This window comes from Agrobacterium tumefaciens (assembly GCF_005221325.1).
GTDB lineage: Bacteria > Pseudomonadota > Alphaproteobacteria > Rhizobiales > Rhizobiaceae > Agrobacterium.
The window spans coordinates 658095-683619 of the sequence record NZ_CP039888.1 but is presented as its reverse complement, the minus strand read 5'-3'; the positions used below and the strand labels follow the sequence as shown (position 1 = coordinate 683619).

The following is a 25525-nucleotide window of genomic DNA, read 5'->3' as shown; positions in this document are numbered from 1 at the left end:
CGTCACCGCGTCATCGAAGGGCGATAATCCGCATCGCCCCAATGGCGATCCCTGCCCTGCGCGTGGTTCACAGGCGGCGCATAGTGGCGGGCGAGCGAGAGCAGCGCGGCCCTCAGCAGCAATTTTGCCGAGCGCGCCGGCCACAACCTTTCCCGCTCCACCGTCTCCAGCCCCTTCTCAAAGCAGCAGATATCGATGGCAACGCCCGAGAGTTCCGGTCCCATCGCATCCGCCGCGCGGGAAAACCGCGTTCTTGCGGCCATTGCTGCCTCGTTAAGATCAAGTGCGCCTCCCGCCTCCCCCTTGCTGCGGCTGGCAATGCGCGGCTCCCATGTCGCCGTGACCCTGGGGTTGAGATGGCCGCGATGAAAATCGGCGGCGAGACGCTCGCCCGCCGCCAGTGCGTCTTCAGGGAAAAATGCGCTGCCATCCCGCTCCTTCAACCGTGAAAGGCTGGTCAGCGGCGAGGTGTTGAGGTTGCGACGGGCCTGCTGCTTCGTTTCGTCGATCTCCACAATAACGGTCTTGATATCCCGGTGCTGCTCCTGAAACACCTCGTCCCGGTCCTTTGCCATTGCCCGTTTCAGATAGGAGGCAAGCGGCGGTGCCGCGGAAAGGCTGTTCTGCCGCCACTCGACCAGACCGGAAGACACGGCAAGCCGCACCGTTTCTGCCGGAAACCGCTGGACCGCCTGTCCCGGGCGCCTGCGGCGCAGGACGATCTCATCCCTCTCCTCGGCAATATCGGCCGCGCCGGCCGCGATGCAGCGCAGAAGCCGCAGCAGGACACGATGTGCGGAAGCGGTCTGGGCGTTTTTCAATTCACTCATCCCTTCCCCCTTTCATCACGCTGAAAATGCCGACGACCAGCCGCTCCAGCACGGCGACGAACTCATCGAAGGCCGGCTCGTCACGCCGATCCTCGACCACCTGGCAGGCATGGCCCACCGTCGTCCTGTCCCGGCCAAAGCAGGGGCCGATATCGGACATGGGGATGCCGAGCGCGACATGGCAGACATACATGGCGATCTGGCGGATATGGCATTCGATGCGCCGGCGGTCACGACGCGCCGCAAAGCGATCACCCGTCAATTGCACCATCTCGCCGGTGAGCTGCCGCACCAGACGGCAAAGACGGGCAACCTCCTCCCGCCCGGCAACCGGCGGCCAGTGACTGAAGGGGCGATGAACGACCTGCATGCGAGGCCGCGCGGCGGCAGACAGAAGCGATGTATCCGACGGCATATGCAACTCCTCTACGAATAGGAATTAATTCATACACCTGCGGACGGATGCGGGGAAGTACGATTTTGCCTTCGCAAGTTTATCGATTGATTTCGCGCTGTTTTTTACAAAAAAGCACCAGCGGGGAAGGATTTTTTTCCTCATCCGAGATTCCGCGCGGCAATAAAAAAGCCGGTCGATGGACCGGCTGGACATTTTCCATACGCAAAGAGACGACGTCAAAATAGCCTGTATGGGCAAACGTCTGAGCCTTGCCGCCTTCTCCCCACCGGGGAGAAGGACAGGCCGGACCGTCGTTACAATCAGCGGCTGGCCTTGCGGCGCTGGCCGAGACCCATTTCCTTGGCGAGCCGCGAACGGGCTTCGGCATAGGCGGGAGCAACCATCGGATAATCGACCGGCAGATCCCATTTTTCGCGATATTCTTCCGGCGTCATGCTGTGATGCGTCGTGAGATGCCGCTTCAGCGACTTGAACGAGCCGCCACATTCCAAACAGACGATGTGATCGTCCTGAACCGACTTGCGGACAGAGACGGCAGGCTTCTGCTTTTCGACATTGACCGCCACCGATGCCGGTGCCGATGTTCCGCTGAGCGCCGTGTGAACATCCGAAATAAGGCCGGGAAGCTCAGTGACCGGAACGACGTGGTTGCTAACATAGGCAGCCACAATATCCGCCGTCAGTTCGACCAGCAGATCCTGGGCGTTACCGTATGCAGTTTCCGTCATTTAAGTATCTCCTGTTTATTGATCCCCTGAAGCGGGCGAACGCCGCATCGAGCGATGTGAAGTTACCCGGTGCCCCACCTTCGCTTTGTTGAAACCAACGTGAAATCTACCCCTAGATTTCAAGCGAAAACCGGAAACGAATTAATCCGAGATTCAACTTACGGCCCGCGACATGGGCAGCAATGGTCCGATGGGCCATAGATTAGACATCAATAAAATGCCTATGCCGACTATGAAGAGGCTAGATGCAAATCGCGATGAGCAACTTTACACTTAATTTGGATAACAGCAAAACAGCAAAAGTCAAATTCCTAGTGTCAATTTTTCAGTTCAAAACAGTCTAATTCGAATACAAAAAATTACGGGTAATAAAATACTATGCCTAGTAGTAATTGAAAATGAATACCCCCATTTATTGGGGGGATTTTCAACTTCAAATTTTCTTGAACTCATCAACTACCGATTTATCGGCCAGTGGATAACCTGCTTTGTGTGCCGCCATGGCAAGAAGATGCGCAGAGACCGGTGCGGTGAGGATGAAGAACAGGAAACCGGCCAAGGCCCGCGCCAGCGTCGACAGTTCCATGGAATGGATGCCCACCGCCAGAAGCAACAGGCCGGACCCCACCGTTCCCGCCTTGGAAGCGGCGTGCATGCGGGTATAGACATCCGGCAGCCGATTGAGCCCGATTGCCGCAATCAGCGAGAAGAGAGCACCGGAAACCATCAGCGCTGCAACGAGTATTGCCACGATCCAGCCCGTCATCGCCTGCCCCTCCCTTTTTTGCCGTGCGCACTATTTTCCATAGTTTTTTCAATTACTTCAGATGCCCGCTCGCCATCGAGAACCGTCGATCGCCTGCGTCGATCGTCAGGGCCGCGCGACAGCACGAAGCGGGCAAAGGCGACCGTGGCCAGAAAACCGACCAGCCCGAGCGCAATGGCGATATCGACATAAAGTGTAAAGCCGGTGCGGATGGCGATAACAGCGATGAAGCCGATGGCGATGCCCACCAGCATGTCGAGCGCGACGATGCGATCCGGCAGGGTGGGACCAATGACGACACGATAGACTGTCAGCAAAAAGGCGGCCGAGAGAACAACCGTTGCAAGTATAGTTGCAAATGAAACTATCAGTTCCGGCGTCATATCTGGAACGCCTCCATGATTTTTCTTTCGAAGCCGTTTCGGATGTCTTTTTTCGTGGCTTCGATATCGCTGCAGTCGATCGCGTGCACGTAGAGCGTCTTTCTATCCTCGGAAATATCGACGGAGAGCGTGCCGGGGGTGAGCGTGATGAGATTGGCAAGCAGCGTGATTTCGAAATCCGTCGTCACCGTCAGCGGATAGGCGAAAATGCCGGGCTGTACCCTAAGCTTCGGCCGCGTCACCAGCACCGCCACCTTCCAGGCTGAGAGCGCCAATTCCTTAAAGAACAGCAGCACCAGCGACAGCACGCGGAAAAGCCTGAGCCAGTGGCTGCGCCCGCCCGGAAGCTGGTGGCGGATCAGCCCGAGCGCCAGCGTCGAGACAATGAGGGCGAAGACGATATTCGCCAGCGTGACGCTGCCCGTCACGGCGAGCCATACGGCGACGAAAAGAAATTGCACGATATAGAGGCTCATGGCTTGCCCCCTTGCGGAAAGACCGACTGAATATAGGCCTGCGGATTACCAAGATCATTCGCCGCTTGCTGGCTGAGATTGAGCAGGCTTTCCGGGAACAGGCCGAAAAACACCACCAGCAAAGTCAGCCCCACCAGCGGCACGACAGACGGGGCCGGCGGACGTGTGGCGGGCTGCAAGGAGGGTTGGCCGGCGGACGCCGTTGCCGGGCGCCAGAAGCAGAGCAGGAATATCCGCCCGAAGGCGATGGTGGCGATGAAACCGGAGACGAGAATGGCGGCGGCGAGCCACCATGCGCCGATGTCGATGGCCGATTTGACCAGAACCGTCTTCGGCCAGAAGCCGGAAAAGGGCGGCAGGCCGGAACCGGCGAAAAACAGCGCAAGCGCCAGCGCTGAAAACCACGGGGCCTGCCGGTAAAGGCCGCCAAGCGACGTGAGGCTGAAACCACCGCCGAGGCGGGCGGCATGGCCGGCGGCGAGATAAAGCGCCGTCATCAGCACCATGGAATGCAGGGCATAGAAGATTGCGCCGGTGACGCCTGATGGCGTGCCGATGGCGATGCCGGCCATCATGTAGCCGATGCCCGAGATGACGATGTAACCGAGCATGCGGCGGATATCGTTCTGGGCAAGCGCACCCATCGCGCCCAGCACCATGGTGAGCGCGGCGGAAATGGCGATGACGATGCTGAGTTCTTCCCGCTCGACCGGGAACAGCATGACCATGACACGCAGCAACGAATAGATGCCGACCTTGGTGAGCAGGCCACCAAAGAGCGCGGAAACGACGATGCGCGGCGTGTGATAGGAGGCGGGCAGCCAGAAATTCACCGGGAAGGCAGCCGCCTTCATGGCGAAGGCGAGCGCGAAGAGGCTGGCGAGCGTCATCAGCGGCGCGGTGCCGCGCAGCTCCGTTGCCTTCAGCGCAATATCGGCCATGTTGAGCGTGCCAAAGATGGCATAAAGATATCCGACCGTGATCAGGAACAGCGTCGTGCCGATGAGGTTGAGGATCGCGTATTTCAGCGCGCCGTCGATCTGCTCCCGCGTCGAGCCCAGCACGATGAGGCCGAAGGACGAGATCAGCAGCACCTCGAACCAGACATAGAGGTTGAAGAGATCACCGGTCAGGAAAGCGCCGGTGACGCCCGCCATCAGCAGCATCAGGAAAGGATAAAAACCGTAACGCCTTGCGCTGGCATCGATATCGCTGCCCGCATGGATGGCACCGGCAAGCGCGACGATGGCGGCGGCGAGAGACAGCAGCGCGCCCGTGAGATCGGCAGTAAAGGCAATACCGAAGGGCGGCAGCCAGCGGCCCATGACCATGGTGAACGGGCCTTGCGTCGCAACCTTCCAGAGCAGTGCTGCATCGAGGATCACCAGCAGAGCAAGCGCGGCAATAGCAACAGCCGCATGGTGGCGGATGGCGTGGCGCATCATCATCAGCACGGCACCTGCGCCTATGCAGAGGGCGATGGGCAGGATGATCAGCCAGTCGGCAAGCGGCACCGGCGCCATCACAAGCGCTGCGGAAAGATCGGTCACTGCTGATGGGGTGGAGGAAGCCATGTCGTCTCAGCCTCGCCGCTTAATAACCGAGCGGCGGCAAGGGCTCGCCGGCGGGTTCTGCGGTGCGCATTTCGTCCGTGTCGTCGGTCTGCAACTCCTGGAAGGCGCGCCAGGTCAGGACCAGAAGGAAACAGAAGAAGGAAAAGGAAATCACGATCGCCGTCAGGATAAGCGCCTGTGGCAGCGGATTGGCGGCACCTGCGGGCAGCGTGTCCATGCCCGCCGGAATGATAGGCGGCACGTCCCGCGTCAGCCTGCCCGCCGTGAACAGGAGCAGATTGACCGCATTGCCGAGAATGGCGATGCCGAGCAGCATACGGATGCTGTGACGCGACAGCATGAGGTAGATCGCCACCGAAAAGAAGATGCCGACGAGAATGGAGAACACCGCTTCCATCAGTCGCTTTCCCTTTCTTCCAGCGCCAGCGCAATGGAGGTGATGGCGCCGACCACGACGAGATAAACCCCGATATCGAAGGACATGACGGTGGAGAGCGGCACCTCGACGCCGAACAGGCTCGGATAGACCCAGAGGCCGGTCATGAACGGCACGCCTGATGCCATGGAGACCAAGCCTGACAGCATGGACAGAAGCAGCCCTGCTCCGGCAATCGAGAGCGGATGAAAGACGATGGCGCGCCGGACCGCCGTCACGCCGTAGGCGATGCCGTAGATCGAGAGCGCCGAAACGGCGATCAATCCGCCGATGAAACCGCCGCCCGGCTCGTTATGGCCACGCAGCAAAACGAAGATGGAAAACAGCACCATGAGGCTGGTGACGACGGGCGCGACCGTGCGCAGGATGAGCGTGTTCATGTCCGCGCTCCCTTCTTTTTCGCCGTCTTCGCCGGCCCCTTGAGTGCGGCGGCGGGGCGGATGCGGATGAGCGCGAGGATGGCAAGGCCGGTTATCATCACGACAGCGATTTCGCCGAGCGTATCCGTGCCGCGGAAATCGACGATGATGACATTCACCACATTCGCCCCGTGGGCGATGATCTTGGAATAGGTGTTGTAGAAGTCGGTCAGGCGGTTGTCGAAGCTCGCCTCCGTCGCCCGCATCAGGAACAGGGCAAAGCCGGTTCCGCAGGCAATGGCGATGGTGCTATCAAGCAGTTTCTGGCCGAGCCCGCGATGGTCCGACGGCGACAGGCGCAGCCGCGTCATGACAAGCGTCAGGATGACGACCGAGAGCGTCTCGACCATGAATTGCGTGAAGGAGAGATCAGGGGCGCCGAACAGGAGGAAGATGACCGCCACCGCAAAACCCTGAATGCCGAGCGCGATGATGGCCGTCAGCCGGCTCGATGCCGTCAGCACCGCGAAGAGACCCGCCACCGCGATGACGATGAAGGTCAGCTCGTGAATGGGCATGTCATTCGGCCAGGCCGGGATCGACGGCAGCTCGTCATAGAGAAACAGCGGCACCAGCAGCACGGCGGCGATGACGGCGAAGGTGGCGGTGACGTAAAACTCCAGCCGGCCGGGCTGAATGACCCGTGTGGCGTGGAAGGAAATCCTCACCAGCGTTTCGATGAAGACATCAAAGCCCCTGTCCGGCCCGGCCCCCAGCGCCTTGAAGCTGCGGTCCATCAGGCTGCGCACCGCGGAAAGCTTTGTGTAAAGGGCGATGCCAAGCGCGACCGTCAGCAGCGACAGGCTGAGCGGCACGCCGATATGGGGAATGAGCGAGATTTCCACCGGGCGCGGTTCACCCGCAATGGCGCTTGCCATGGGGGCGGAGATGTAAAAATGCGCGATGCCGGCAAAGAGCGCTGTCGTGAGCCCCTTCAGCGCCAGCAGCGCCGGGCCGAGCCAGAGCAGCAACGGACCCTCATGCGCGTGTTTGGGGGTTTTCACCGGCTTGCCGAGGAAGGGTTTCAAGCCTACGGCGAAGGCCACGGCGAACATCAGCCCGTTGCCGATGATAGCGATGCCGGTGAAGAGCACCGCGCGCGGATTGCCATGCGCCAGCGCGTAATAAATCTCTTCCTTGGCGAGAAAGCCGAAAAACGGCGGCAGGCCGGCCATGGAGATGGCGGCGGCAAGTGCGGCGGCGAAGGTGATGGGCATGGCCTTGCGCAGGCCGCCGAGCCTCGTCACGTCACGGGTGCCGGTCTCGTGATCGATGATGCCCGCGACCATGAACAGGGCGCCCTTGAACAGGGAATGCGCCACCAGATAAAGCACCGCCGCCTCGATGGCGTGGTCCGAACCGAAACCGGTGAGCATGACGAGCAGGCCGAGCGAGGAGACGGTGGTATAGGCAAGCATCAGCTTCAGGTCGGTCTGGCGCACGGCGAGCAACGCGCCAGTGAGCATGGACAGGCCACCGAAGAAGGGCAGCAGGATCTGCCAGGCGGCAGTATCTCCGAGAACCGGGTTGAACCGCATCAGGAGATAGACGCCGGCCTTCACCATGGTTGCCGAATGCAGATAGGCCGAGACCGGCGTGGGCGCTTCCATGGCGTTTGGCAGCCAGAAATGGAAGGGAAACTGCGCCGATTTGGTGAAGGCACCGCCGAGGACCAGCAGCAGCGCCGCCAGATAAAACGGGCTGTCACGCAATATATCGCCACCGCGCACCAGCATCGACAATTGCGTCAAACCACTGATGTCCCAGATGAAGATCAGCCCGGCAAGCAGCAAAAGCCCACCACCGCCCGTCACCACCAGCGCCTGCAGCGCAGCCCGACGCGAGGCGGCGCGCTCATGGTCGAAGCCGATCAGCAGGAAGGAGGTGATGGAGGTGAGTTCCCAGAACACGAACAGCATCAGCAGGCTGTCGGAGACCACGACGCCCAGCATCGCGCCCATGAACAGCAGCAGGAAGGACAGGAACCGGCCCTGCTGCGGATGCCCCTTCATGTAACCGCCGGCATAAAGCACGATCAGCACGCCAATGCCTGTTATCAGCAGCGCGAAGGTGAGCGACAGGCCATCGATGAACCAGGAGAAGCTGAGATTGAAGCTCGGCACCCAGGCATAACCGCCCGTCACCACGCCGCCCGCCGCAATCTGCGGCAGCATCAGCGCGAAATGCACGAAGGCGAAAGCCGGCGCGATCGCGATGATCCACGCGGCATTATGGCCGAACCTCTTCACCAGGGCCGGCGCGGCAAGCGCTGCCAGAAACGGCAGAAACAGCGACAGGAATGTCAGCGCCGTGACATCTGATGTCATTCACATCTCCTGGGATGTCCCCCATCCCTTCGCGCCAATGCATGGCGTTCTTCTTTCAAATCGAGTTTCAGTTAAGCCATACCCACCGGCATCTCAACCCAAATCGGTACTCCCGCCCCATAACGAACGCGTTATGACGCCTCGCCCCTTTCAATCGGCGGCGGCGATGATTATTTGTGGCGGGAACAGAAAGGATCATTCCATGAGCGATCTGACATCCCCCAAAGTGAACAAGACCGATGCGGACTGGCGTGAGCAGCTGACGCCGGAGCAATATCGCATCCTGCGCGAACACGGCACCGAGCGCGCCTTCACCGGACCCTATTGGGATACATTCCAGAAGGGCCTCTACCGCTGCGCGGCCTGCGACGAGCCGCTGTTCCTTTCCGATACGAAATTCGATGCCGGCTGCGGCTGGCCGAGCTATTTCGAGCCTGTGAAGCCCGGCGCTGTGACGGAACATCGCGATGCAACCCACGGAATGGTGCGCACGGAAATCCGCTGCGCCAATTGCGGCGGCCATCTCGGCCACGTCTTCCCCGACGGCCCGCCGCCCACGGGACTGCGTTATTGCATTAACGGCCATTCGATGGTGTTCGAGCCGGTTTGATTGGGTAGTGGGTGACGCCGATACGGCAAGCGACGTGGGTTTACTGACGCCCATCCCAAGCACTCAGCGTCATCCTCGGCCCTGTGCCGAGGATCCAAACACGTCGAATAAAATCAATCGGTTGCAGATCCTCGGGACAAGCCCGAGGATGACGGAGGAGAGGTTGGACGTCCTGCACAAGGGCGACGTCTCTCGTCAACCCATCCAGCCTACTAGCCCAACTTCAGTTCCATACACGTCAAATCCAGCCAGCGGCCGAACTTGATACCGACTTCCGAAAACCGGCCGACGACCCTGAAACCGAGGCTTTCATGCAGGCGGATGGAAGCGGTGTTTTCCGCTTCGATGGCGGCGATCAGCACATGCACGTCGTTGCCGCTCGCATGGTCGATCAGCGCCTGCATCAGCCGCTTGCCGATGCCGTGGCCGCGGGCATCCTTGTGCACATAGACCGAATGTTCGCGGGTGTGGCGATAGCCATCAAAAGCGCGCCAGTCGCCATAGGATGCGTAGCCGGCAACCTTGCCGTCGAGAATGGCGACGATGACCGGAAAACCCCGTGACGTGCGGGCGGCGAACCATTCCTTCCGGTTCTCCAGATCGACCACGACCTCGTTCCAGATCGCCGTCGTGTTGACGACCGCATCGTTGTAAATCTCCATGATGCCGGAGAGATCGTCGACGGTCGCGTCGCGCAGTTCCACGGTCATTATTGCTTCACCCTCATATTTCCGAACGAGCAGCCGTGGAAAGGCGGCGGCTCCTGCGACGAGCCTTAAGCGATGACGCGGAGCAATGTCCAGTGCGCCGGTCATTACGATGCGAGCGGAACGAAGCTGAAGGCCGTGACCACGGCGAAATAATGAACCGCAGCGGCGGAGACGACGAAACCGTGCCAGATGGCGTTCTGGAAACGCAGCTTTTCCCAGACATGGAACACCACGCCGAGCGAATAGATGACACCGCCGGCGACGATGAGCCAGAGCGTGACGGGGGCGAGATGCGACGACAGGGGCTCGACCACCATGATGCCGCTCCAGCCCATGGCGAGATAAAGGCCGATGGCCACCCGGTCGTAACGGCCGGGAAACAGGCATTTGAGGAGAATGCCGCAGAGCGCCGCGAGCCAGATGAGGCCCAGCATGACGGCGATCAGCGGATCGTTGATACCGCGCATCAGGAAGGGCGTATAGGTGGCGGCGATGAGAATGAAAATGGCCGAATGATCGAGGCGGCGCAGGAACCATTTCACCCTGGAATGCGGCCAGATATTGTAGGTGAAGGATACGGAAAGACAGGCGACGAGACCGAGACCGTAAATCCACGCCGCGGCAATCGCGCTCAGCGTGCCCCAGACGGTCGCGTAAAAAATCAGCGCCGTGGCGCCGACCAGCGCAAATACGATACCGACACCGTGGACGATGCCATCGGCGACGATCTCGTGAAAATCATACTGGCGCCCGAACCGCCACATCTCGCTCATTGGTCCAATCCCGTCTGTGTGCTTCATCAAAGCATGGAGACAATATTAGACAGGAACAAGACAGCGTCCGGTTAACGGCGATCAAATTGCGTTCGAGGCTGTTGCGAAAGGAGAGGTTGGGGGCAGGCGACGTTCCCTGGCAATAAGGATAAGTTTTTCAGGTGTCGTACCTACACACCGTCATACCGGCCCTGAGCCGGTATCTAGCCAGCCCAAGTCCTTGGGCTGAAAGAAATCTCTCGCCGCGCAGACGCGCGTCGGCTGGATGCCGGATCAGGTCCGGCATGACGGAAGAAAGAGAGCGCAACCCTCACAAAGCCGCAGCGCATTCCTGGCAAAACGGCGTATAGGGCACCGCCTTCAGCCGATCCTCCGAAATCTTGCTTCCGCATTTGACGCAGGTGCCGAAAGTGCCGTTCGCGACGCGGTCGAGCGCGGCATCGATGGCGCGCAGTTCGTCCTGCCCCACCTGCCCCAGCTCGTCCAGCACCTCGTCATTGCTGCGTTCGCTGGCGCGATCCTCGTCATCGGGGTTGCGCGGCTCCTCGAAATCGGCCTCGATTTTGTGCAGGCGGCGATAAAGCTCGCGCTGGCGGTCACGCAGGATTTTTTCGTAACCTTCGACATTCATGGACTTCTCCTCCAGCCGATCTTCTTGTTTTGTCGCATTTCCGGACGGAAAACCGGATTCCACTTTTCCTGGAAAAGCTTGGGGTGCGGGAAACCCGCCCGCAACCCTAAAACGTCAAACTCTTAGCGATCCACCAGCACCGAGCATTTAGCGTGGCGCACCACGCGGTCGGCGGTGGCGCCGATGAAATAATTGCTGAAATCAGGCGTGTGCGACGCGATGATGATGAGGTCCGCCTTGTGCTCTTCGGCGGCGGCGATGATCTCGCGTGCGGGTGCGCCGCTTCTGATTTCCTGGCTGCCCTTGAAACCTGCCTTGGTCTTGAGGTCCGAAAGCTTGGTCTTGGCGTCCTTGATGGCGTTTTCGATGAGGTCGACAGGCAGGTCGATCGCCATATAACCCGGCAGTTCCTCGACCACGTTGATGAGAACGATCTCGCCTTCGGGGTCCAGCAGCGCCTTGGCCCTGGCGAGGATCTTTTCCCCCTTGTCGGTGGCGCTGAGGTCTACCGGTACGATGATCTTCTTGTACATGGCTGTCTCCTTTGGCTTGATCCGCCATTTCGCGTGTCGGGCTCGGCTCATATTTCCCCGGCAGCGCCGTCTTCACCTTGATCGAAGTCAAAGCCGGAGAGAGCGCCAGCGGGTGGCATTGTCAACGAATGGTGGACAGTCAATCGCCACACTGCGATCTTTGCTGAACGACGAAACCAGCCCATATTCGCCTTCGACAAACGCCGCAAAGCGGCGTCGGCCGATATCATCGGCGACCGATCCGCCCCATGGCGCTTCGGATTCAATATGGAGATCATGATGAGTGAAATCAAACAATTCGCCCTGACGCGGCCGGCCTATGTCGGTCAGGCGCATCTCGTCGTTCACGATCTGCCGCGCGTTTCGGATTTTTACCAGAAGATCATCGGTCTTTCCGTTCTTGAAAAGAATCCGAGCGGCGAAGTGCTTGGGGTAAACGGCCAGCCGCTGCTGACGCTGTCCACCTCCGACACGGCGGAACGCGCGCCGCGCAATGCCGCGGGCCTGTTCCACACCGCCTTCCTGATGCCGAGCCGTAATGATCTCGCCCATTGGCTGGCGCATGCCGCCCATAACAATATCCAGCTTCAGGGCGCGTCAGACCATCTGGTCAGCGAGGCGATCTATCTTGCCGACCCGGAAGGCAACGGCATCGAGGTCTATCGCGACCGTTCGCCGGACGAATGGAGCTACCAGCCCGACGGCACGGTGGAGATGGCGACGATCGGCCTCAACCTGCGGGCGCTTTACGACAGCGCGCCGAAAACGGCGTTTACCGGCGCTGCTGATGGAACCGCCATCGGCCATATCCATCTGCAGGTCGGCAATATTCCGCAGGCGGATGAGTTCTATCAGGATGTGCTGGGGCTGAAGATCATGGCGCGTTATCCCGGTGCGAGCTTCTTCGGCTCGGGGGCCTATCATCATCATGTGGCCGCCAATATCTGGAACAGCCGGGGGGCAGTAGCCCGCAAGGACAACATGACCGGCCTTGCCGGCTATTCGCTGAAGTTCAACGAGAAGGCCGCGCTCGACACGGCGATCGCGGCCCTCGACCGGCTGGAAATCGCGACCGAAAGGCAAAGTGACGGCATCGTCCTCAAAGACCCCTGGGGGATCGGGCTAAAGCTTTCCGCATAAACGCAAAAGGGGCGGCAGAAATTTGTGCCGCCCCGGAACCGCCACATTTCTCGAACGTTTGTCACCTTATTGGGGGACCGTTCGATGAATGAAAATGCCAGGCCGGAGAAGACCGGCAGCTTGGTCGGCGCTGCTGCAAATGCCGGCACGACGACCGGAGTCATTCCGGTAACAAGAGCGGATCCGCTGGAAGAGCCTATGTCCGGCTCGCGTCGCGATGATGCGCGCAGCCAGCAGCCGCTCGGCCGTGAAGCGCTGGAGGTGGTTGTCGCCTGGTCTGTCATCGGCATCTTTCTCATCATGCTGATGGCGGTCATCCACGAATTGTCGCTCATCCTCATTCCGGTGGTGATGGCCATCGTGGTCGGCATGATCCTCGGCATCGCCGCCGAAAAACTCGGCTCCTATGGCATTCCCGGCTTTGGCGTCGCGCTCATTCTTTCCAGCCTCGTGGCGGTGGTGATGTTCTTCGTCATTAATTCGCTGACCGAGCCGCTCTCTCTGCTGGCCTCGGAGGGGCCGGCGCTGGTGGAACGCAGCATCGACCGTTTCCTGCCCTATCTGCAAAGCCTCCGATGGCTGAATATTTCAGCCGCCAGTTTCAGCATGGGGTCTATGTCGATGGAATCGCTGATTTCGCGCAGCGGCGAGATCATTTCCGTGATCGGCGCCAACATCACCCCCGCCGTCATTCAAGGCCTGATCTTCCTCGCCGCGCTGCTGATGTTTCTCTACAGCCGGCTGCGGTTGCGCAAGGCGATCATCATGGCTTTTCCCGCCCGCCACCAGCGGCTGCGCACCATCCGCATCATCGGTTCGGTGGAGGAGGTGCTCGGCACCTATTTCGCCACGGCGGCGCTGATCTATGCCGGGCTTGGCGTGACCATGGTGGTCATTGCCTATTTCGGCGGGCTGGCCATGCCGCTGCTCTGGGGGCTGTTTGCCTTCCTCTCCAGCTTCGTGCCGTTTCTCGGCATCACCGCCATGACGATTTCGCTGACGGTGGCCGGCATCATCACCCATGACAACATGATTCTGGCGCTCATGCCGGCGGCGATCTTCTTCACCATTCACCTGTTGATGGAAAACCTCGCCTTTCCGGCTGTCGTGGGCCGCAACATGGAGATCAACCCCTTCCTCGTCTTCGTGATGATCATCTTCTGGACATGGATGTGGGGAGCGGCCGGCGCCATGCTGGCCCTGCCGCTGTCACTGATCGCCATGACGGTGACGCGGGAACTGTTTCCCTCGCGGCGAGTGGTGCCTAAGCTGCCGGATTAGACGCCGGGTTTCTGGTCGGAAGTGCGAAAATGCTCTAGGTGTGGGCTTTCAGGGGATTGTCCGTTGGCGGAGGGCGCGTGGGGTTTACCCCCCTCTGCCCTGCCGGGCATCTCCCCCTCAAGGGGGGAGATCGACAAGCGGCGAGGTCTCGCCCATCTCGACGCTTGAGAATGGAGCGACGAAAGCGCCTCCTGCCGATCTCCCCCCTTGAGGGGGAGATGCCCGGCAGGGCAGAGGGGGGTAAACCACACCCACCCACTCCACTATCAATTAACAACCTCCTGAAACCCAACCGCCAGGCCGCTCAGGAAGCGAGCGGCAATCCCTGCGCGCTCGCCATGCGGCGCTCGTGCTCAATCAGCCACTTCTTGCGCCATAGCCCCCCGCCATACCCCGTCAGGCTGCCATCCGCGCCCAACACCCGGTGGCAGGGAACGACGATGGCGATCTGGTTGGCGCCATTGGCACGGGCCACTGCGCGCACGGCGGAGGACCTGTCCATGCTAGTTGCGAGCGAGGAATAGCTGACAATCTCACCTGCCGGAATCTCCCGCAGGTTCCGCCAGACATCGCGTTCGAAGGGCGTGCCGTGGCCCGCGAGCCGGGTTTCGAAGGCGGCAGAATTGCCGGCAAAATAGGCGGCGAGTTCCGCGGCGATCTGGCCCGTGACCGCGGTGCGGCCGAGCACCATATCCGCGCCGGTGCGCGCCTTCAGCCGCTTCAACTCGGCAGGAAGGGCGGGCCGGTCGGCGAATTCGAGGAGATGCAGGGCGTGATCGTCAGCGACGGCCAGCATCGGACCGATCGGGGTATCGATCCAGTCGCCCTTGAGGAACCCCCTGCCCTTCATGGCGGCGGGCGAGGTGCCGAAAAACTGGTTGATGGCCGAGCGAAAGCCGCTGCCGGATTCGTAACCGGCATCGATCTGCGCGCCGATCACCGCTTCGCCCGAGGCAAGGCTTTCCGCCGCATCTCCCACCCGCCGCAGCCGGGCGATTTCCAGGAAGCTCATGCCGAAACGGCGTTTGAAGGTGCGCCGTACGGTGGAGGGATCATGGCCGAGCGCCACCACATCCTCCTCGCGCCAGCGCCGCGCCGGTTCGTTTTCCAGCGCGGTCAGAAGCGCGGTCACGGTTTCGTCGGCCGTGCCATAGGACAATATCGGCTTGCAGCGCTTGCACGGGCGGAAACCAGCCTCCAGGCATTCGGCGATGGTTTCACGGAACCGGCAGTTCTCGATCTTCGGCTTGCGCGCCGTACAGGTGAAGCGACAGAAAATCTTGGTGGAGGTCACGCAGACATAGGCCACGCCTTCATAGGCGGGGTCCTTGTTCACAAGGGCGGAATAGAGTGTTTCAGTGTCGGGGCGTTTGAACAGCATCATGGGGGGATGCTAGCGCAAATTCGAGCGGCATGCCGCCGAAAAACGGGCGTGGATGTGGCTCACGACCTCATTTCTGTGCTTGTCACAGGAATGAGGAAAGATCTGTCCCAGCTTCAATTCCCCGGCGGTGCAAAGGACGGGTCGTCCAGCCGTGCGAAAATCACCCCGCGCGCCTTCAGCGCCAGAAGGCCCTTCACCACGCCCTCGCCCGCTTCATGGGTGGGCTGGTTGATGTGGGAGATGATGACGTCGCCATCTTTTGCAGCAGCGATGTGTTTTGCCGTCGCGGCGGCGCCCAGAAGCGAGCCGCCATCGCCATTGACGGAATAACCCGCCACCCGCATGCCGAGGCGGTTGATGGTGGCCATGGAGGAATTCGTATATTTGGCCGTCGCACCACGGAACCATTGCGGCTGGAGCCCGGTGGCGGCGACGATCGCCTGACGGCCGCCCTCCACCTCCTGTATGACCGCCGCCTCGGAGCCGGCAGCGGCTATGCCGTAGATGGACACGGGTTTATCGACTGCCGGCACATGATTTTCGCCGTGGTTTTCGATCTCGAAGAGGTCAGGATGCGCCATCAGCACCGCGAGGGCCTCGCCATTGTGCTTCAGCCAGCGGGTGGTGACGAAGATCGTCGCGGGAATTCGCTCGCGCACCAGCGTATCGAGGATGCGGTGGTCGGTCTTGCCCATGCAGGCATCGAGCGTCATTGCCACCCGCACCTTGCCGTCATGCTGCGGCGTCATTTTCAGCGACGGTTCGACAAGGCCGTTCCCCGCAAAGGCGGTGGAGGCGGCAGAGGCAAGCAGGGCAGCAAGGAGGAAGCGACGCATCATTTTCATTTTCCGCAGTATCATGCAGTGTCATGCAGTGTATTCCCGTGGCAATCCGCCCGCAAAGCGCCCGAATTATGGCGCGGTTTCCGGCGCGGATAGTGCCTCCAGCGCCCCTTCCACCCGCTGGCGCTCCGCGCTGCTGAGCGGCAGGATTGGCCGGGGCGGTTCGCTCACCGTGAGCGAAAGGATGTTGGCGGCGGCATAAACCACGCGGATGCTGCCGAATTCCTGAAACAGCGCCCAAAGCGGCTGGAAGGCCGCGTCGAGCCTTTTTGCCTCCTCCTCATTGCCGGCCTGAGCCGGCCGCATCAGTTGCAGGGCCGGAACGGGCAGCAGGCCGGCAACCACACTGTACCAGGTGTCGCCGCCCGCGAGCGTGGCCTCAGTGCAGCCCCAGTCACCGCTGTAGCCGATGGCGAAATCGTCCGACAGCTTGGGGCGCAGACGCGCAAGCTCACCGGCGTAATCGGAATCGGCCGGCAGCGGCATCTTGATGGCGCGGATATTCGGGATATAGGCCAGCCGCACCAGAAGCTCATCGCTGAAGGTAAAGCGGGTGGTCGTCGGGTTATTGTAGATGGCGAGCGGCAGCGCCGTCGCGCCGGCCACGGCGGCGAAATGGTGATAGGCCTCTTCCTGCGTCAGCGGCGTGTAGGACACGGGCGCGAGCAGCAGCGCGTCCGCGCCGGCCGCTTCGGCATCCTTCGCCAGCGCCACGGCTTCATCGGTGCGCAAGGCGCCGACGCCTGCCATCAGTGTGCGCCTGCCCCTCAGGATCGTGGCGGCTGCCTCGATGGCGCGACGTCTCTCCTCACGCGTGAGATACATATAGATGCCGGTGCTGCCGAGGATACCGACGGAATCGACCTCCGCCGCATCCAGCCGCGCGATCAGGGCGGAGAAGGCCTCGACATCGACCCGCCCGGCCTCGTCAGCCGGCGTAATCGGAAAAGCCGAAAGTCCCTTGAATCGTGTCGCCATGTCCGTCTCCCTCGCTTCGATCAGCAAGCAGGGTTACAGAGCCGCTGGCGGAGCGGCAAGAAAAGCGGGGGCTAAACTTCGTCGGCACGCCGAAAATTTCGGCGGTCAGTCATAAAGATACAACTTCTTCCACTGCTCTTCGGGAATCTTGTCGCCGACGCGGTAATCGAAGGACTGGATGGAGAGGCTGTCGCTCTTGAGCTGGCACTTATATTTCAGCTTGTACCATTCACCGGCACTTCTGAAGACTGCACCCGAGGCCTTGATGGAATTCTTGCCCACTTCCGGATCACCGAACGTATAGGCGATGACCTTGTCCGGCCGCATGCCCTTCTGCTCGGTCGCGATCCTCTCCATCGCCTCTATATCGCAGCGCTGCTCCAGGCGCTCCTCGGGCGCAAGCACGTTCAACTGCCGCATGACGTTGGCGTCGATCGCAAAAGCGGGCGTGAAGGCCTGCAAGCCAAGGAAAAAGGCAGAAAGGGCAGCGGGAAGAAGCTTTCGCATGGGATCCTGTCAGTTTTTTCGTTTGTTCTTGCCGATGGACGGCGGGCCGGGGACCGGCGCGCATCATCGCTGATTTGCCGGATATTGCCAAAATGTGATCGAAAGCTGACGAAATTGTGCCCGAGCCATAATACGCCTGTGGAGATTTGAAACTTGATCGGCCACGGGGTGCACTCTACATCTTGGTGCCGCCCCTGGTAAAGACCATGGATTTTTCATACGAAAGCGAGTTTCCCTTGCCGATTTTCAAGAACCTGCCCGTTGCTCCGACCGCCGAAAAACGGCCCGTTCAGGATACGCATCACGGCATCACCCGCACCGATGATTACGCCTGGTTCCGGGCCGATAACTGGCAGGCCATGTTCAAGGACACCTCCATTCTCGACCCTGCCATCCGCGCCCATCTTGAGGCGGAAAACGCTTATATGGAAGCGGCCATGGGCGATACCAAGGCGCTTCAGGAAAAGCTGTTTACGGAAATGAAGGGCCGCATCAAGCAGGACGATTCTTCCGTGCCGGTCAATGACGGGCCCTATGCCTATGGCACGCTGTTCGTGACCGGCGGCGAGCAGCCGCATTATTTCCGCACCCCGCGTGATGGCGGCGAGAAACATGTGCTGCTTGATGGTGACAAGGAAGCCGAGGGCAAGGATTATTTCCGCCTCTCCGGCCTCGACCAGTCTTCCGATCACAGCCGCGGCATCTGGGGTTATGACGACAAGGGTTCGGAATATTTCACCCTGCGCATCCGCGATCTCCAGACCGGCGAAGACCTCGCCGATATCGTTGAAAATACCGGCGGCGGCGGGGCCTGGGCGCCTGACGGCAAGAGCTTCTTTTACACGCTGCAGGACGAGAACCATCGTCCCTCCAAGGTCTTCCATCATATCATCGGCGAGCCGCAATCGGCCGACCGTCTGGTCTATGAGGAAAAGGACCCCGGTTTCTTCATGGGCGTCGGCGCGTCGGTTCTCGACGATTTCATCTTCATCGACATTCACGACCATGAGACCAGCGAATATCGCATTCTTTCCACCACGGATCTGACGGCCGAGCCTGCCGTGGTGGCAGAGCGCGAAGAGGGCATCGAATATTCGATGTGCGAAGGCGGCGACGTTTTCTTCATCCTCACCAATGACGGCGACGCCAAGGATTTCCGCATCGTCGAAGCGCCGGTCACCGCACCGGGCAAGGAAAACTGGAAAGAAGTCGTGCCGCATGAGCCGGGCCGTCTCATCCTTTCCGTCGATGCCTATGCCCGCCACCTGATCTGGCTGGAGCGCCGCGACGGCCTGCCGCGCATCGTCATCCGCGACCGGCGCTCGGGCGAGGAGCACTCCATTGCCTTTGCGGAAGAGGCCTATTCTCTCGGCCTGCATGGCGCGGCGGAATATGACACCGACGTCATCCGCTTTTCCTATTCCTCGATGACGACGCCGAGCCAGTTGTTCGACTACAACATGGTGACGCGCGACCGCACGCTTCTGAAGACGCAGGAAGTGCCCTCGGGCCATAATCCGGATGATTACATCACCCGCCGCATCATGGCCCCTGCCCATGATGGCGAGCTGGTGCCGGTCTCCCTGCTCTATCGCAAGGATGTGGCGCTCGACGGTTCTGCGCCCTGCCTGCTTTATGGCTATGGTGCTTACGGCATCACCATTCCCGCATCGTTTTCCACCACTACGCTGTCCTTGGCCGATCGTGGTTTCATCTATGCAATCGCCCATATTCGCGGTGGCAAGGACAAGGGTTTCGAATGGTACGAAACCGGCAAGATGGAAGCCAAGCAGAACACTTTCAAGGATTTCATCGCCGCTGCCGATCATCTGGTTCAGGAAGGCTTCACCTCCTATGAGGGCATCATCGCTGAAGGCGGTTCGGCCGGCGGCATGCTGATGGGGGCTGTTGCCAATATGGCGCCGGAGAAATTCGCCGGCATCATCGCCGCCGTCCCCTTCGTGGACGTGCTGACCACCATGCTTGACGACACGCTGCCGCTGACCCCGCCGGAATGGCCGGAATGGGGCAATCCGCTGGAATCGGAAGAGGAATATGGGTGGATCGCCGCCTACAGCCCCTATGACAATGTCGCTGCGAAGCGTTACCCGCCGATCCTTGCGCTTTCGGGCCTGACCGATCCGCGCGTGACCTATTGGGAACCGACCAAATGGGTGGCGAAACTGCGTGAAAAGACGACGGGAGAAGCGCCGATCCTGCTCAAGACCAATATGGCGGCTGGCCATGGCGGCAAGTCGGGCCGTTTCCAGCGGCTGGAGGAAATCGCCTTCGAATATGCCTTCGCGCTGAAGGTGGCCGACAAAGACGCCGTGTGACGTACTGACCGTGGAACGGGCGGCGATTCCGTCGCCGCCCGACCCAATCAGAGACGAAAATACCTACAAAAATCCTGTTATCGAATATTTTTTCCACAAAATCTCGGCTTATTATTTTATGAAAATATGACTTTCACTATTATTGAATTTTTATTTCCAACTACTGAATTACCAAATATATCCTCCATAAATTCAAATAACGCTCATGTATCCTACGACATGAGAAGTCACCTTGAAAATTGAGCGCATGGCTGCAATGCGCCATTTTGCGTTGCAATATCACTTTTTGGCCGTATTATGCCGGTCGTTGACATATTCATGCGCCTTTTCGCCGCCCTCCTTGCGGCAGTGCCGCAGCGTGTTCTGCGGATATTCTTCTCGCCGTCATTTTTCGGCTTTTTCATGCGCCATGTCAGTTCGCCCTTGGCAATCCGGGCTTTGCAGTGCTCCCGCTTTGCCAAATGAAAACACTGCATCAGACTTGGGGGTCTTACACATGAAGAAACTCCTCGCCTCGACCATTCTCGTAACGGGCTTTATCATCGCTGCCGGTGCAGCAAATTCCGCCAATGCCGCAGAGACATGCGGCAACATCACCATCGCCGAAATGAACTGGGCATCCGCCGGTGTCGCGGCTTACGTCGACAAGTTCATCATGGAAAACGGCTATGACTGCACGGTCAATGTCGTCAGCGGCGATACAACCCCCACTTTCACCTCCATGAACGAAAAGGGCCAGCCCGACATGGCGCCCGAAATGTGGGTTAACACGCTCGGCGCGCCCTATGAGGACGCGGTCAAAAGTGGCAACCTCATTCAGGAAGTCAAAATCCTCAGCGAGGGCGGCGTCGAAGGCTGGTGGATCCCCAAATATCTTGCCGACGAACACCCTGACATCAAGACGGTGGAAGACGCGCTGAAGCATCCCGACCTATTCCCCGCCCCTGAAGACGCCAGCAAGGGCGCGGTGTTCGGCTGCCCGCCGGGCTGGGGCTGCCAGCCAACCACCGCCAACCTGTTCAAAGCCCGCAAGGCTGACGAAAAGGGCTTTTCCCTGATCGATACCGGCTCCGCGGCCGGTTTGGATGGCTCGATTTCCAATGCCTATGAAAAGAAGCAGGGCTGGCTCGGCTACTACTGGGCTCCAACTGCCATTCTCGGCAAATACGATATGGTAAAGCTGGACGACGGCGTTCCGCTTGACCGCGCGGCTTACGATAATTGCATCGCCAAGCCCGATTGCGCCGATCCCAAGCCCAATGCCTATCCGGTGGCGGAGGTCTTCACTGTCGTGACCAAGGATTTCGCCGAAAAGGCTGGTCCTTCCATCGATTATATCCGCAAGCGCCAGTGGGACAACGCCACGGTTGCCGGGGTTCTGGCCTGGATGGATGACAACCAGGGCACCAACGAGGACGGCGCTGAGTATTTCCTCGAGAACCACGAGGATATCTGGACGAAGTGGGTTTCGCCCGAGGTGGCGGAGAAGATCAAGGCTTCGATGTGATTGGTTGATGGAGCGGGAAAGTTACGCTTCGTAACCGTGGCTTACCCCCCTCTGCCCTGCCGGGCATCTCCCCCACAAGGAGGGAGATTGGCTGGGCGCACCCCCTCCTCACAAATCCGCGACGTGCGTGATTGGCGATACCTCGCCGCTTGTCGATCTCCCCCCTTGTGGAGGAGATGTCCGGCAGGACAGAGGGGGGTGCCTCGCGCACTCCGACCTCCACCTCCATCCCCCAACCCAAAGGTAAAACAACAATAATGCCCCTCTGCACTTACCTGCCGGACCTGCTCTGCAAGTTCCCGGCCATCGACAACTCCACCATGCGCGTGGCACGCAAAACCATCGATGATGGTTTTCGCGACATCGTGCGCAATTACGGCGATGCGATCGACGTTATCGTGCATCCGCTGCAACTCTTCCTCAACGCCTCGGAACGGCTGTTCATCCAGACACCGTGGATCATCACGATGCTGGTCATTCTCGCCATCGTGCATCTGGCCGGGCGCAGCTTCAGGATCACCGCCGGCACCGCCCTCTCCCTCTTCATGATCGGCGCCGTCGGCCTCTGGCGCGATGCCATGACGACGCTCTCCATCGTCGCCATCGCCACGCTGATCGCCATCGTCATCGGCCTGCCGCTCGGCATCCTGATGGGTCGTTCCGAGCGCCTGCAACGCCTCATCAATCCCGTGCTCGACGTGATGCAGACCCTGCCAAGCTTCGTTTATCTCATCCCCGTGGTGGTGATTTTCGGCATCGGCAAGGTGCCGGGCCTGATCGCAGTGGTGATCTATGCTATTCCGCCCGTCATCCGGCTGACCAGCCTCGGCATTCGCCTGGTGGACCGGGAAGTGCTGGAGGCGGCCGATGCCTTCGGCTCCTCCAACGGCCAGAAGCTGTTCAATGTGCAGCTGCCGCTGGCGTTGCCCACCATCATGACCGGCATCAATCAGACCATCATGATGGCGCTCGCCATGGTCGTCGTCGCCTCCATGGTCGGTGTCGGCGGGCTCGGCAAAAACGTGCTGCAGGCCATCAACAACCAGTTCTTCACGGTGGGCTTCCTGAACGGTTTCGCTCTGGTCGCCATCGCCATCATGTTTGATCGGGCGAGCCAGGCTTTCGGCAAGCGCCTGCAGAAATACCGCGAGGTCTCCCATGGCTAAAAGCATCGAAATAAAGAATCTTTACAAGATCTTCGGCAAACATCCCGAGAAATATCTCGAACGTGTGCGCGCAGGCATGACCAAGGTCGAGCTGAACGACAGGCACAACCACGTTCTCGGCCTCAACGATATCAACATCACCATGCCGGGCGGCAAGATCACCGTCGTCATGGGGCTTTCCGGCTCGGGCAAATCGACGCTCATCCGCCACATCAACCGGCTGATCGACCCGACGGCGGGTGAAGTCCTCTATGACGGCGAAGACATCTGCGGCATGAGCGCCTCGGCGCTGCGCCAGTTCCGCCGCCACAGGACGGCCATGGTGTTCCAGAAATTCGGTCTTTTGCCGCACCGCACCGTGCTCGAAAACAGCGTCTACGGGCTCGATATCCAGGGCGTCCCGCGCAGCAAGAGTGAGGAAAAGGGCCGTTACTGGCTGGAGCGGGTCGGCCTTGCCGGTTACGAGGATTATTATCCGAACCAGCTTTCCGGCGGCATGCAGCAGCGTGTGGGCCTTGCCCGGGCGCTTGCCAATGACGCCGATATCCTCCTGATGGACGAGGCCTATTCGGCGCTCGATCCGCTGATCCGCGTCGATATGCAGACCATGCTGCTCGATCTGCAGCAGGAACTTAAAAAGACCGTGGTGTTCATCACCCACGATCTGGATGAGGCTTTGCGGCTCGGCGACCATATTGCCATCCTCAAAGACGGCGAAGTGGTGCAGCAGGGCGACGGCCAGAGCATCATCCTTTCCCCTGCGGATGGTTACGTCACCGACTTCGTGCGCGACGTCAATCGCAGCCGCGTGTTGCAGGCGACCACGGTCATGGAACCGCTGGACAGCAAGCCCGAAGGCATGTCCGTGCCTGAGAACGCCACGCTGGAAACCATTGCCCGCGATATGTCGGAGGCGAATGAAACCCAGGCCCATGTGGTGGATGAGGACGGCAAACCTGTCGGCAGCATCGGTCTAGACACGCTGGTGGCGGCCATGGTGACGCCCGCGCCGCAGGAGGCGGTGGTGGCGGCTGAGGTGGAGGAGAAGCCGGAGACGGTGCGGGGCGCCATGGCGCCGGTCGAAAAGGAAACGGCGTGAGCTGGAGCCGGAACCGATCGGGTTACCGCGTTCACGACGTCTAGTGTTTTCGTCATACCGGCCTTGAGCCGGTATCCAGCCAGCCCCGGTCCCCGGGATGAAGAAAGACTCTTCTCGCCGCGCGGACGCGCGTCGACTGGATTCCGGCACAAGGCCGGAATGACGAGAAATGGGGTGCCTCTGGTATCAGCGGCCTGACGCTGCAAGAATAAACACCCTGCACTTCTGCATGCTCCCCCTGCAAAAACGAAGCACTACTTCGCCGGCTGTCAAGCCTCGACCCTCATTGCAGCGCAGCAGACGCAAGGCTCACGCAAGTCGCCGCCGTTAACTATTCGTTAACTTTTGAACGCGGAATCACCGACATGCAGATCGAAAGCAATATTGGCGGATATAACTACCAGGGTCGCATCCGCGACATTGAAAAAGCTGGCAGCGCCCAAACTGCGCCGGAAGAGCAGGCCGTAAAACGCGGCCCCGGCAACCCGACCGTTTCCAGCACCATTCTTTCCCAGTCGCTGGCCAATGTTCTGTGGGCCGTTGGCAATGGCAGTGCGCCCGCCTATCAGGACGCACCGGCCGCCTCCGCCGAAGATACGGCGGAAGCGCAGGCGGAATGGGTGCGCACAGCCTATTCGGAATATACCGAATAGGCGATTCCCATCATGCACTTGCCGGGCTGACTTCCACCGTCACATGCGAGAGTTCATGTATCGCGGCAAGTTTCTGCTTATAAAATGCCGGCGCTTTCGGCGCTTGCGAATGGATCGCCACGATGGCCGCATGATGGCCGGGGCCCACCTGCCAGACATGCAGGTCGGTGATGCGATCCTCTTCCGTTTCCACGCTTTCACGGATTTCCTGCGGCAGATCATCCGTCAGCGGCACCGCATCGACCAAGGTCGTTGCGGTGGAGCGAATGAGCCCCCATGACCAGCGGGCGATAACCAGACCGCCGACAATGCCCATCAACGGGTCGAGAAAGTTCCAGCCGTTCCACTTGCCGAGCAGCAGCGCGACGATGGCAAGGACCGAGGTCAGCGCATCCGCCAGCACATGCAGATAGGCGGCGCGCAGATTATTGTCCCGCCCGCCCTTTGCGCCGTGCGCCGCATGCGAACCGTGATCGTGGTGGGCATGGCTGCCATGGCCATGATGGGCATGCGAACCGTGCGCGCGACCATGGCCGTGGCCATGATCGTGGTGGTGGTCATCCTTCAGCAGAACAGCGCTGACAAGATTGACCGCAAGGCCGATGACGGCGACGAGAATCGCCTGGTTGAAATCGATTTCGACGGGGCTGATGAGGCGCAGGCCGCTTTCGACGGCGATGAGCAACGCCACCACGGCAAGCACGACGGCGCTGGCAAAACCGGCGAGATCACCGAACTTGCCGGTGCCGAAGCTGAAGCGCGGATTGCGTGCCTCGCGCCTTGCATAGAGATAAGCGAGCGCCGAAATCAGCATCGCGCCCGCATGGGTGGACATGTGCCAGCCATCCGCTGTCAGCGCCATGGAGCCGAACCAGTGGCCGGCGACGATCTCCGCCACCATCATGACGGTGGTCAATGCAATGACCATCCAGACGCGCCTTTCATTGCGCTCATGATTCTGGCCGAGATAGATATGATGGTGCTCCGCCACGGCGAAAGGTTCGGAAGTCGTCGTCAT

The 25525-nt window shown here is 60.3% G+C and carries 27 protein-coding genes; 8 read left to right on the top strand and 19 right to left on the bottom strand.

The window, feature by feature from the left end; translation table 11 throughout:
* Positions 1-2: 2 nt before the first annotated feature.
* The 10 genes from CFBP5499_RS03610 to CFBP5499_RS03565 form a co-directional block, all read right to left on the bottom strand.
* Positions 3-830, bottom strand: a complete 828-nt coding sequence (locus CFBP5499_RS03610; protein WP_080825550.1) for a DUF6456 domain-containing protein — start codon at positions 828-830, stop codon at positions 3-5.
* Positions 823-1245 (bottom strand): helix-turn-helix domain-containing protein, encoded by a 423-nt coding sequence (locus CFBP5499_RS03605; RefSeq protein WP_080825551.1) that lies wholly within the window; start codon positions 1243-1245, stop codon positions 823-825. The genes CFBP5499_RS03610 and CFBP5499_RS03605 overlap by 8 nt, the downstream gene beginning before the upstream one ends.
* A 302-nt stretch (positions 1246-1547) precedes the next feature.
* Positions 1548-1976, bottom strand: a complete 429-nt coding sequence (gene ros / locus CFBP5499_RS03600) for a MucR family transcriptional regulator Ros (RefSeq protein WP_003509257.1) — start codon at positions 1974-1976, stop codon at positions 1548-1550.
* 433 nt (positions 1977-2409) lie between these two features.
* Positions 2410-2742, bottom strand: coding sequence for a monovalent cation/H(+) antiporter subunit G (mnhG, locus tag CFBP5499_RS03595; RefSeq protein ID WP_080825552.1), 333 nt, complete (start codon positions 2740-2742; stop codon positions 2410-2412).
* Positions 2739-3125, bottom strand: a complete 387-nt coding sequence (locus tag CFBP5499_RS03590; protein ID WP_080825553.1) for a cation:proton antiporter — start codon at positions 3123-3125, stop codon at positions 2739-2741. The genes mnhG and CFBP5499_RS03590 overlap by 4 nt, the downstream gene beginning before the upstream one ends.
* Positions 3122-3601, bottom strand: a complete 480-nt coding sequence (locus tag CFBP5499_RS03585; protein ID WP_080825554.1) for a Na+/H+ antiporter subunit E — start codon at positions 3599-3601, stop codon at positions 3122-3124. Before CFBP5499_RS03585 ends, CFBP5499_RS03590 begins: the two co-directional genes overlap by 4 nt.
* Entirely contained in the window at positions 3598-5175 is a 1578-nt protein-coding gene (locus CFBP5499_RS03580) for a Na+/H+ antiporter subunit D (RefSeq protein WP_137066238.1), read from the bottom strand. The genes CFBP5499_RS03585 and CFBP5499_RS03580 overlap by 4 nt, the downstream gene beginning before the upstream one ends.
* 19 nt (positions 5176-5194) lie before the next feature.
* Entirely contained in the window at positions 5195-5572 is a 378-nt protein-coding gene (locus CFBP5499_RS03575; protein WP_006316622.1) for a Na+/H+ antiporter subunit C, read from the bottom strand.
* The gene (locus CFBP5499_RS03570; protein ID WP_080825555.1) at positions 5572-5991 is read right to left on the bottom strand and encodes a Na(+)/H(+) antiporter subunit B; all 420 of its coding nucleotides are present in this window, start codon (positions 5989-5991) and stop codon (positions 5572-5574) included. The genes CFBP5499_RS03575 and CFBP5499_RS03570 overlap by 1 nt, the downstream gene beginning before the upstream one ends.
* The gene (locus tag CFBP5499_RS03565) at positions 5988-8357 is read right to left on the bottom strand and encodes a putative monovalent cation/H+ antiporter subunit A (protein ID WP_137066236.1); all 2370 of its coding nucleotides are present in this window, start codon (positions 8355-8357) and stop codon (positions 5988-5990) included. The genes CFBP5499_RS03570 and CFBP5499_RS03565 overlap by 4 nt, the downstream gene beginning before the upstream one ends.
* A gap of 202 nt (positions 8358-8559) precedes the next feature.
* Here CFBP5499_RS03565 and msrB point away from each other — a divergent pair, with 202 nt between their 5' ends.
* Positions 8560-8967 carry a peptide-methionine (R)-S-oxide reductase MsrB gene (gene msrB / locus CFBP5499_RS03560; protein ID WP_080825556.1) on the top strand — a complete coding sequence of 136 codons (408 nt, stop codon included), beginning with the start codon at positions 8560-8562 and terminating at the stop codon, positions 8965-8967.
* 212 nt (positions 8968-9179) lie between these two features.
* Here the strand turns inward: msrB and CFBP5499_RS03555 are convergent, their stop codons facing one another.
* The 4 genes from CFBP5499_RS03555 to CFBP5499_RS03540 all read right to left on the bottom strand — a co-directional run bounded on the left by CFBP5499_RS03555 (position 9180) and on the right by CFBP5499_RS03540 (position 11614).
* On the bottom strand, positions 9180-9677 hold the full coding sequence (locus CFBP5499_RS03555) for a GNAT family N-acetyltransferase (protein WP_080825557.1): 498 nt from the start codon (positions 9675-9677) through the stop codon (positions 9180-9182).
* A 104-nt stretch (positions 9678-9781) separates the two neighbouring features.
* Positions 9782-10450, bottom strand: a complete 669-nt coding sequence (trhA, locus tag CFBP5499_RS03550) for a PAQR family membrane homeostasis protein TrhA (protein WP_080825558.1) — start codon at positions 10448-10450, stop codon at positions 9782-9784.
* A gap of 310 nt (positions 10451-10760) precedes the next feature.
* Positions 10761-11081: a TraR/DksA family transcriptional regulator gene (locus CFBP5499_RS03545; RefSeq protein WP_080827419.1), complete on the bottom strand. Its 321-nt coding sequence runs from the start codon at positions 11079-11081 to the stop codon at positions 10761-10763.
* A gap of 122 nt (positions 11082-11203) precedes the next feature.
* The gene (locus CFBP5499_RS03540) at positions 11204-11614 is read right to left on the bottom strand and encodes a universal stress protein (RefSeq protein ID WP_080825559.1); all 411 of its coding nucleotides are present in this window, start codon (positions 11612-11614) and stop codon (positions 11204-11206) included.
* 279 nt (positions 11615-11893) lie between these two features.
* Between CFBP5499_RS03540 and CFBP5499_RS03530 the strand changes: the two genes are divergently transcribed.
* Both CFBP5499_RS03530 and CFBP5499_RS03525 read left to right on the top strand, forming a co-directional pair.
* Positions 11894-12754, top strand: coding sequence for a VOC family protein (locus tag CFBP5499_RS03530; RefSeq protein ID WP_080827420.1), 861 nt, complete (start codon positions 11894-11896; stop codon positions 12752-12754).
* Between the two features lie 84 nt (positions 12755-12838).
* Positions 12839-14035, top strand: coding sequence for an AI-2E family transporter (locus CFBP5499_RS03525; RefSeq protein WP_080825560.1), 1197 nt, complete (start codon positions 12839-12841; stop codon positions 14033-14035).
* A 304-nt stretch (positions 14036-14339) separates the two neighbouring features.
* On the opposite strand, the gene CFBP5499_RS03520 is transcribed toward CFBP5499_RS03525, so the two are convergent.
* The 4 genes from CFBP5499_RS03520 to CFBP5499_RS03505 all read right to left on the bottom strand — a co-directional run bounded on the left by CFBP5499_RS03520 (position 14340) and on the right by CFBP5499_RS03505 (position 17746).
* Positions 14340-15419 carry a bifunctional transcriptional activator/DNA repair enzyme AdaA gene (locus tag CFBP5499_RS03520; RefSeq protein ID WP_080825561.1) on the bottom strand — a complete coding sequence of 360 codons (1080 nt, stop codon included), beginning with the start codon at positions 15417-15419 and terminating at the stop codon, positions 14340-14342.
* A gap of 113 nt (positions 15420-15532) precedes the next feature.
* A complete protein-coding gene (locus CFBP5499_RS03515) occupies positions 15533-16258 on the bottom strand; it encodes a polysaccharide deacetylase family protein (protein ID WP_175416602.1) in 726 nt (241 codons plus the stop codon).
* Positions 16259-16330: 72 nt separating this feature from the next.
* Positions 16331-17239, bottom strand: a complete 909-nt coding sequence (locus tag CFBP5499_RS03510) for a dihydrodipicolinate synthase family protein (protein WP_080825563.1) — start codon at positions 17237-17239, stop codon at positions 16331-16333.
* 105 nt (positions 17240-17344) lie between these two features.
* Positions 17345-17746, bottom strand: a complete 402-nt coding sequence (locus CFBP5499_RS03505) for a DUF930 domain-containing protein (RefSeq protein WP_080825564.1) — start codon at positions 17744-17746, stop codon at positions 17345-17347.
* A gap of 236 nt (positions 17747-17982) precedes the next feature.
* On the opposite strand from CFBP5499_RS03505, the gene CFBP5499_RS03500 reads away from it, so the two are divergent.
* The 5 genes from CFBP5499_RS03500 to CFBP5499_RS03470 all read left to right on the top strand — a co-directional run bounded on the left by CFBP5499_RS03500 (position 17983) and on the right by CFBP5499_RS03470 (position 24507).
* On the top strand, positions 17983-20082 hold the full coding sequence (locus CFBP5499_RS03500) for a S9 family peptidase (protein ID WP_080827421.1): 2100 nt from the start codon (positions 17983-17985) through the stop codon (positions 20080-20082).
* A gap of 496 nt (positions 20083-20578) precedes the next feature.
* Positions 20579-21589: an ABC transporter substrate-binding protein gene (locus tag CFBP5499_RS03490; RefSeq protein WP_080825565.1), complete on the top strand. Its 1011-nt coding sequence runs from the start codon at positions 20579-20581 to the stop codon at positions 21587-21589.
* A gap of 257 nt (positions 21590-21846) precedes the next feature.
* A complete protein-coding gene (locus CFBP5499_RS03480; RefSeq protein ID WP_080825566.1) occupies positions 21847-22755 on the top strand; it encodes an ABC transporter permease in 909 nt (302 codons plus the stop codon).
* Positions 22748-23854 carry a quaternary amine ABC transporter ATP-binding protein gene (locus CFBP5499_RS03475; RefSeq protein ID WP_080825567.1) on the top strand — a complete coding sequence of 369 codons (1107 nt, stop codon included), beginning with the start codon at positions 22748-22750 and terminating at the stop codon, positions 23852-23854. Before CFBP5499_RS03480 ends, CFBP5499_RS03475 begins: the two co-directional genes overlap by 8 nt.
* A gap of 365 nt (positions 23855-24219) precedes the next feature.
* Entirely contained in the window at positions 24220-24507 is a 288-nt protein-coding gene (locus tag CFBP5499_RS03470) for a hypothetical protein (protein WP_080825568.1), read from the top strand.
* Positions 24508-24517: 10 nt separating this feature from the next.
* Here the strand turns inward: CFBP5499_RS03470 and dmeF are convergent, their stop codons facing one another.
* On the bottom strand, positions 24518-25525 hold the full coding sequence (dmeF, locus tag CFBP5499_RS03465; RefSeq protein WP_080825569.1) for a CDF family Co(II)/Ni(II) efflux transporter DmeF: 1008 nt from the start codon (positions 25523-25525) through the stop codon (positions 24518-24520).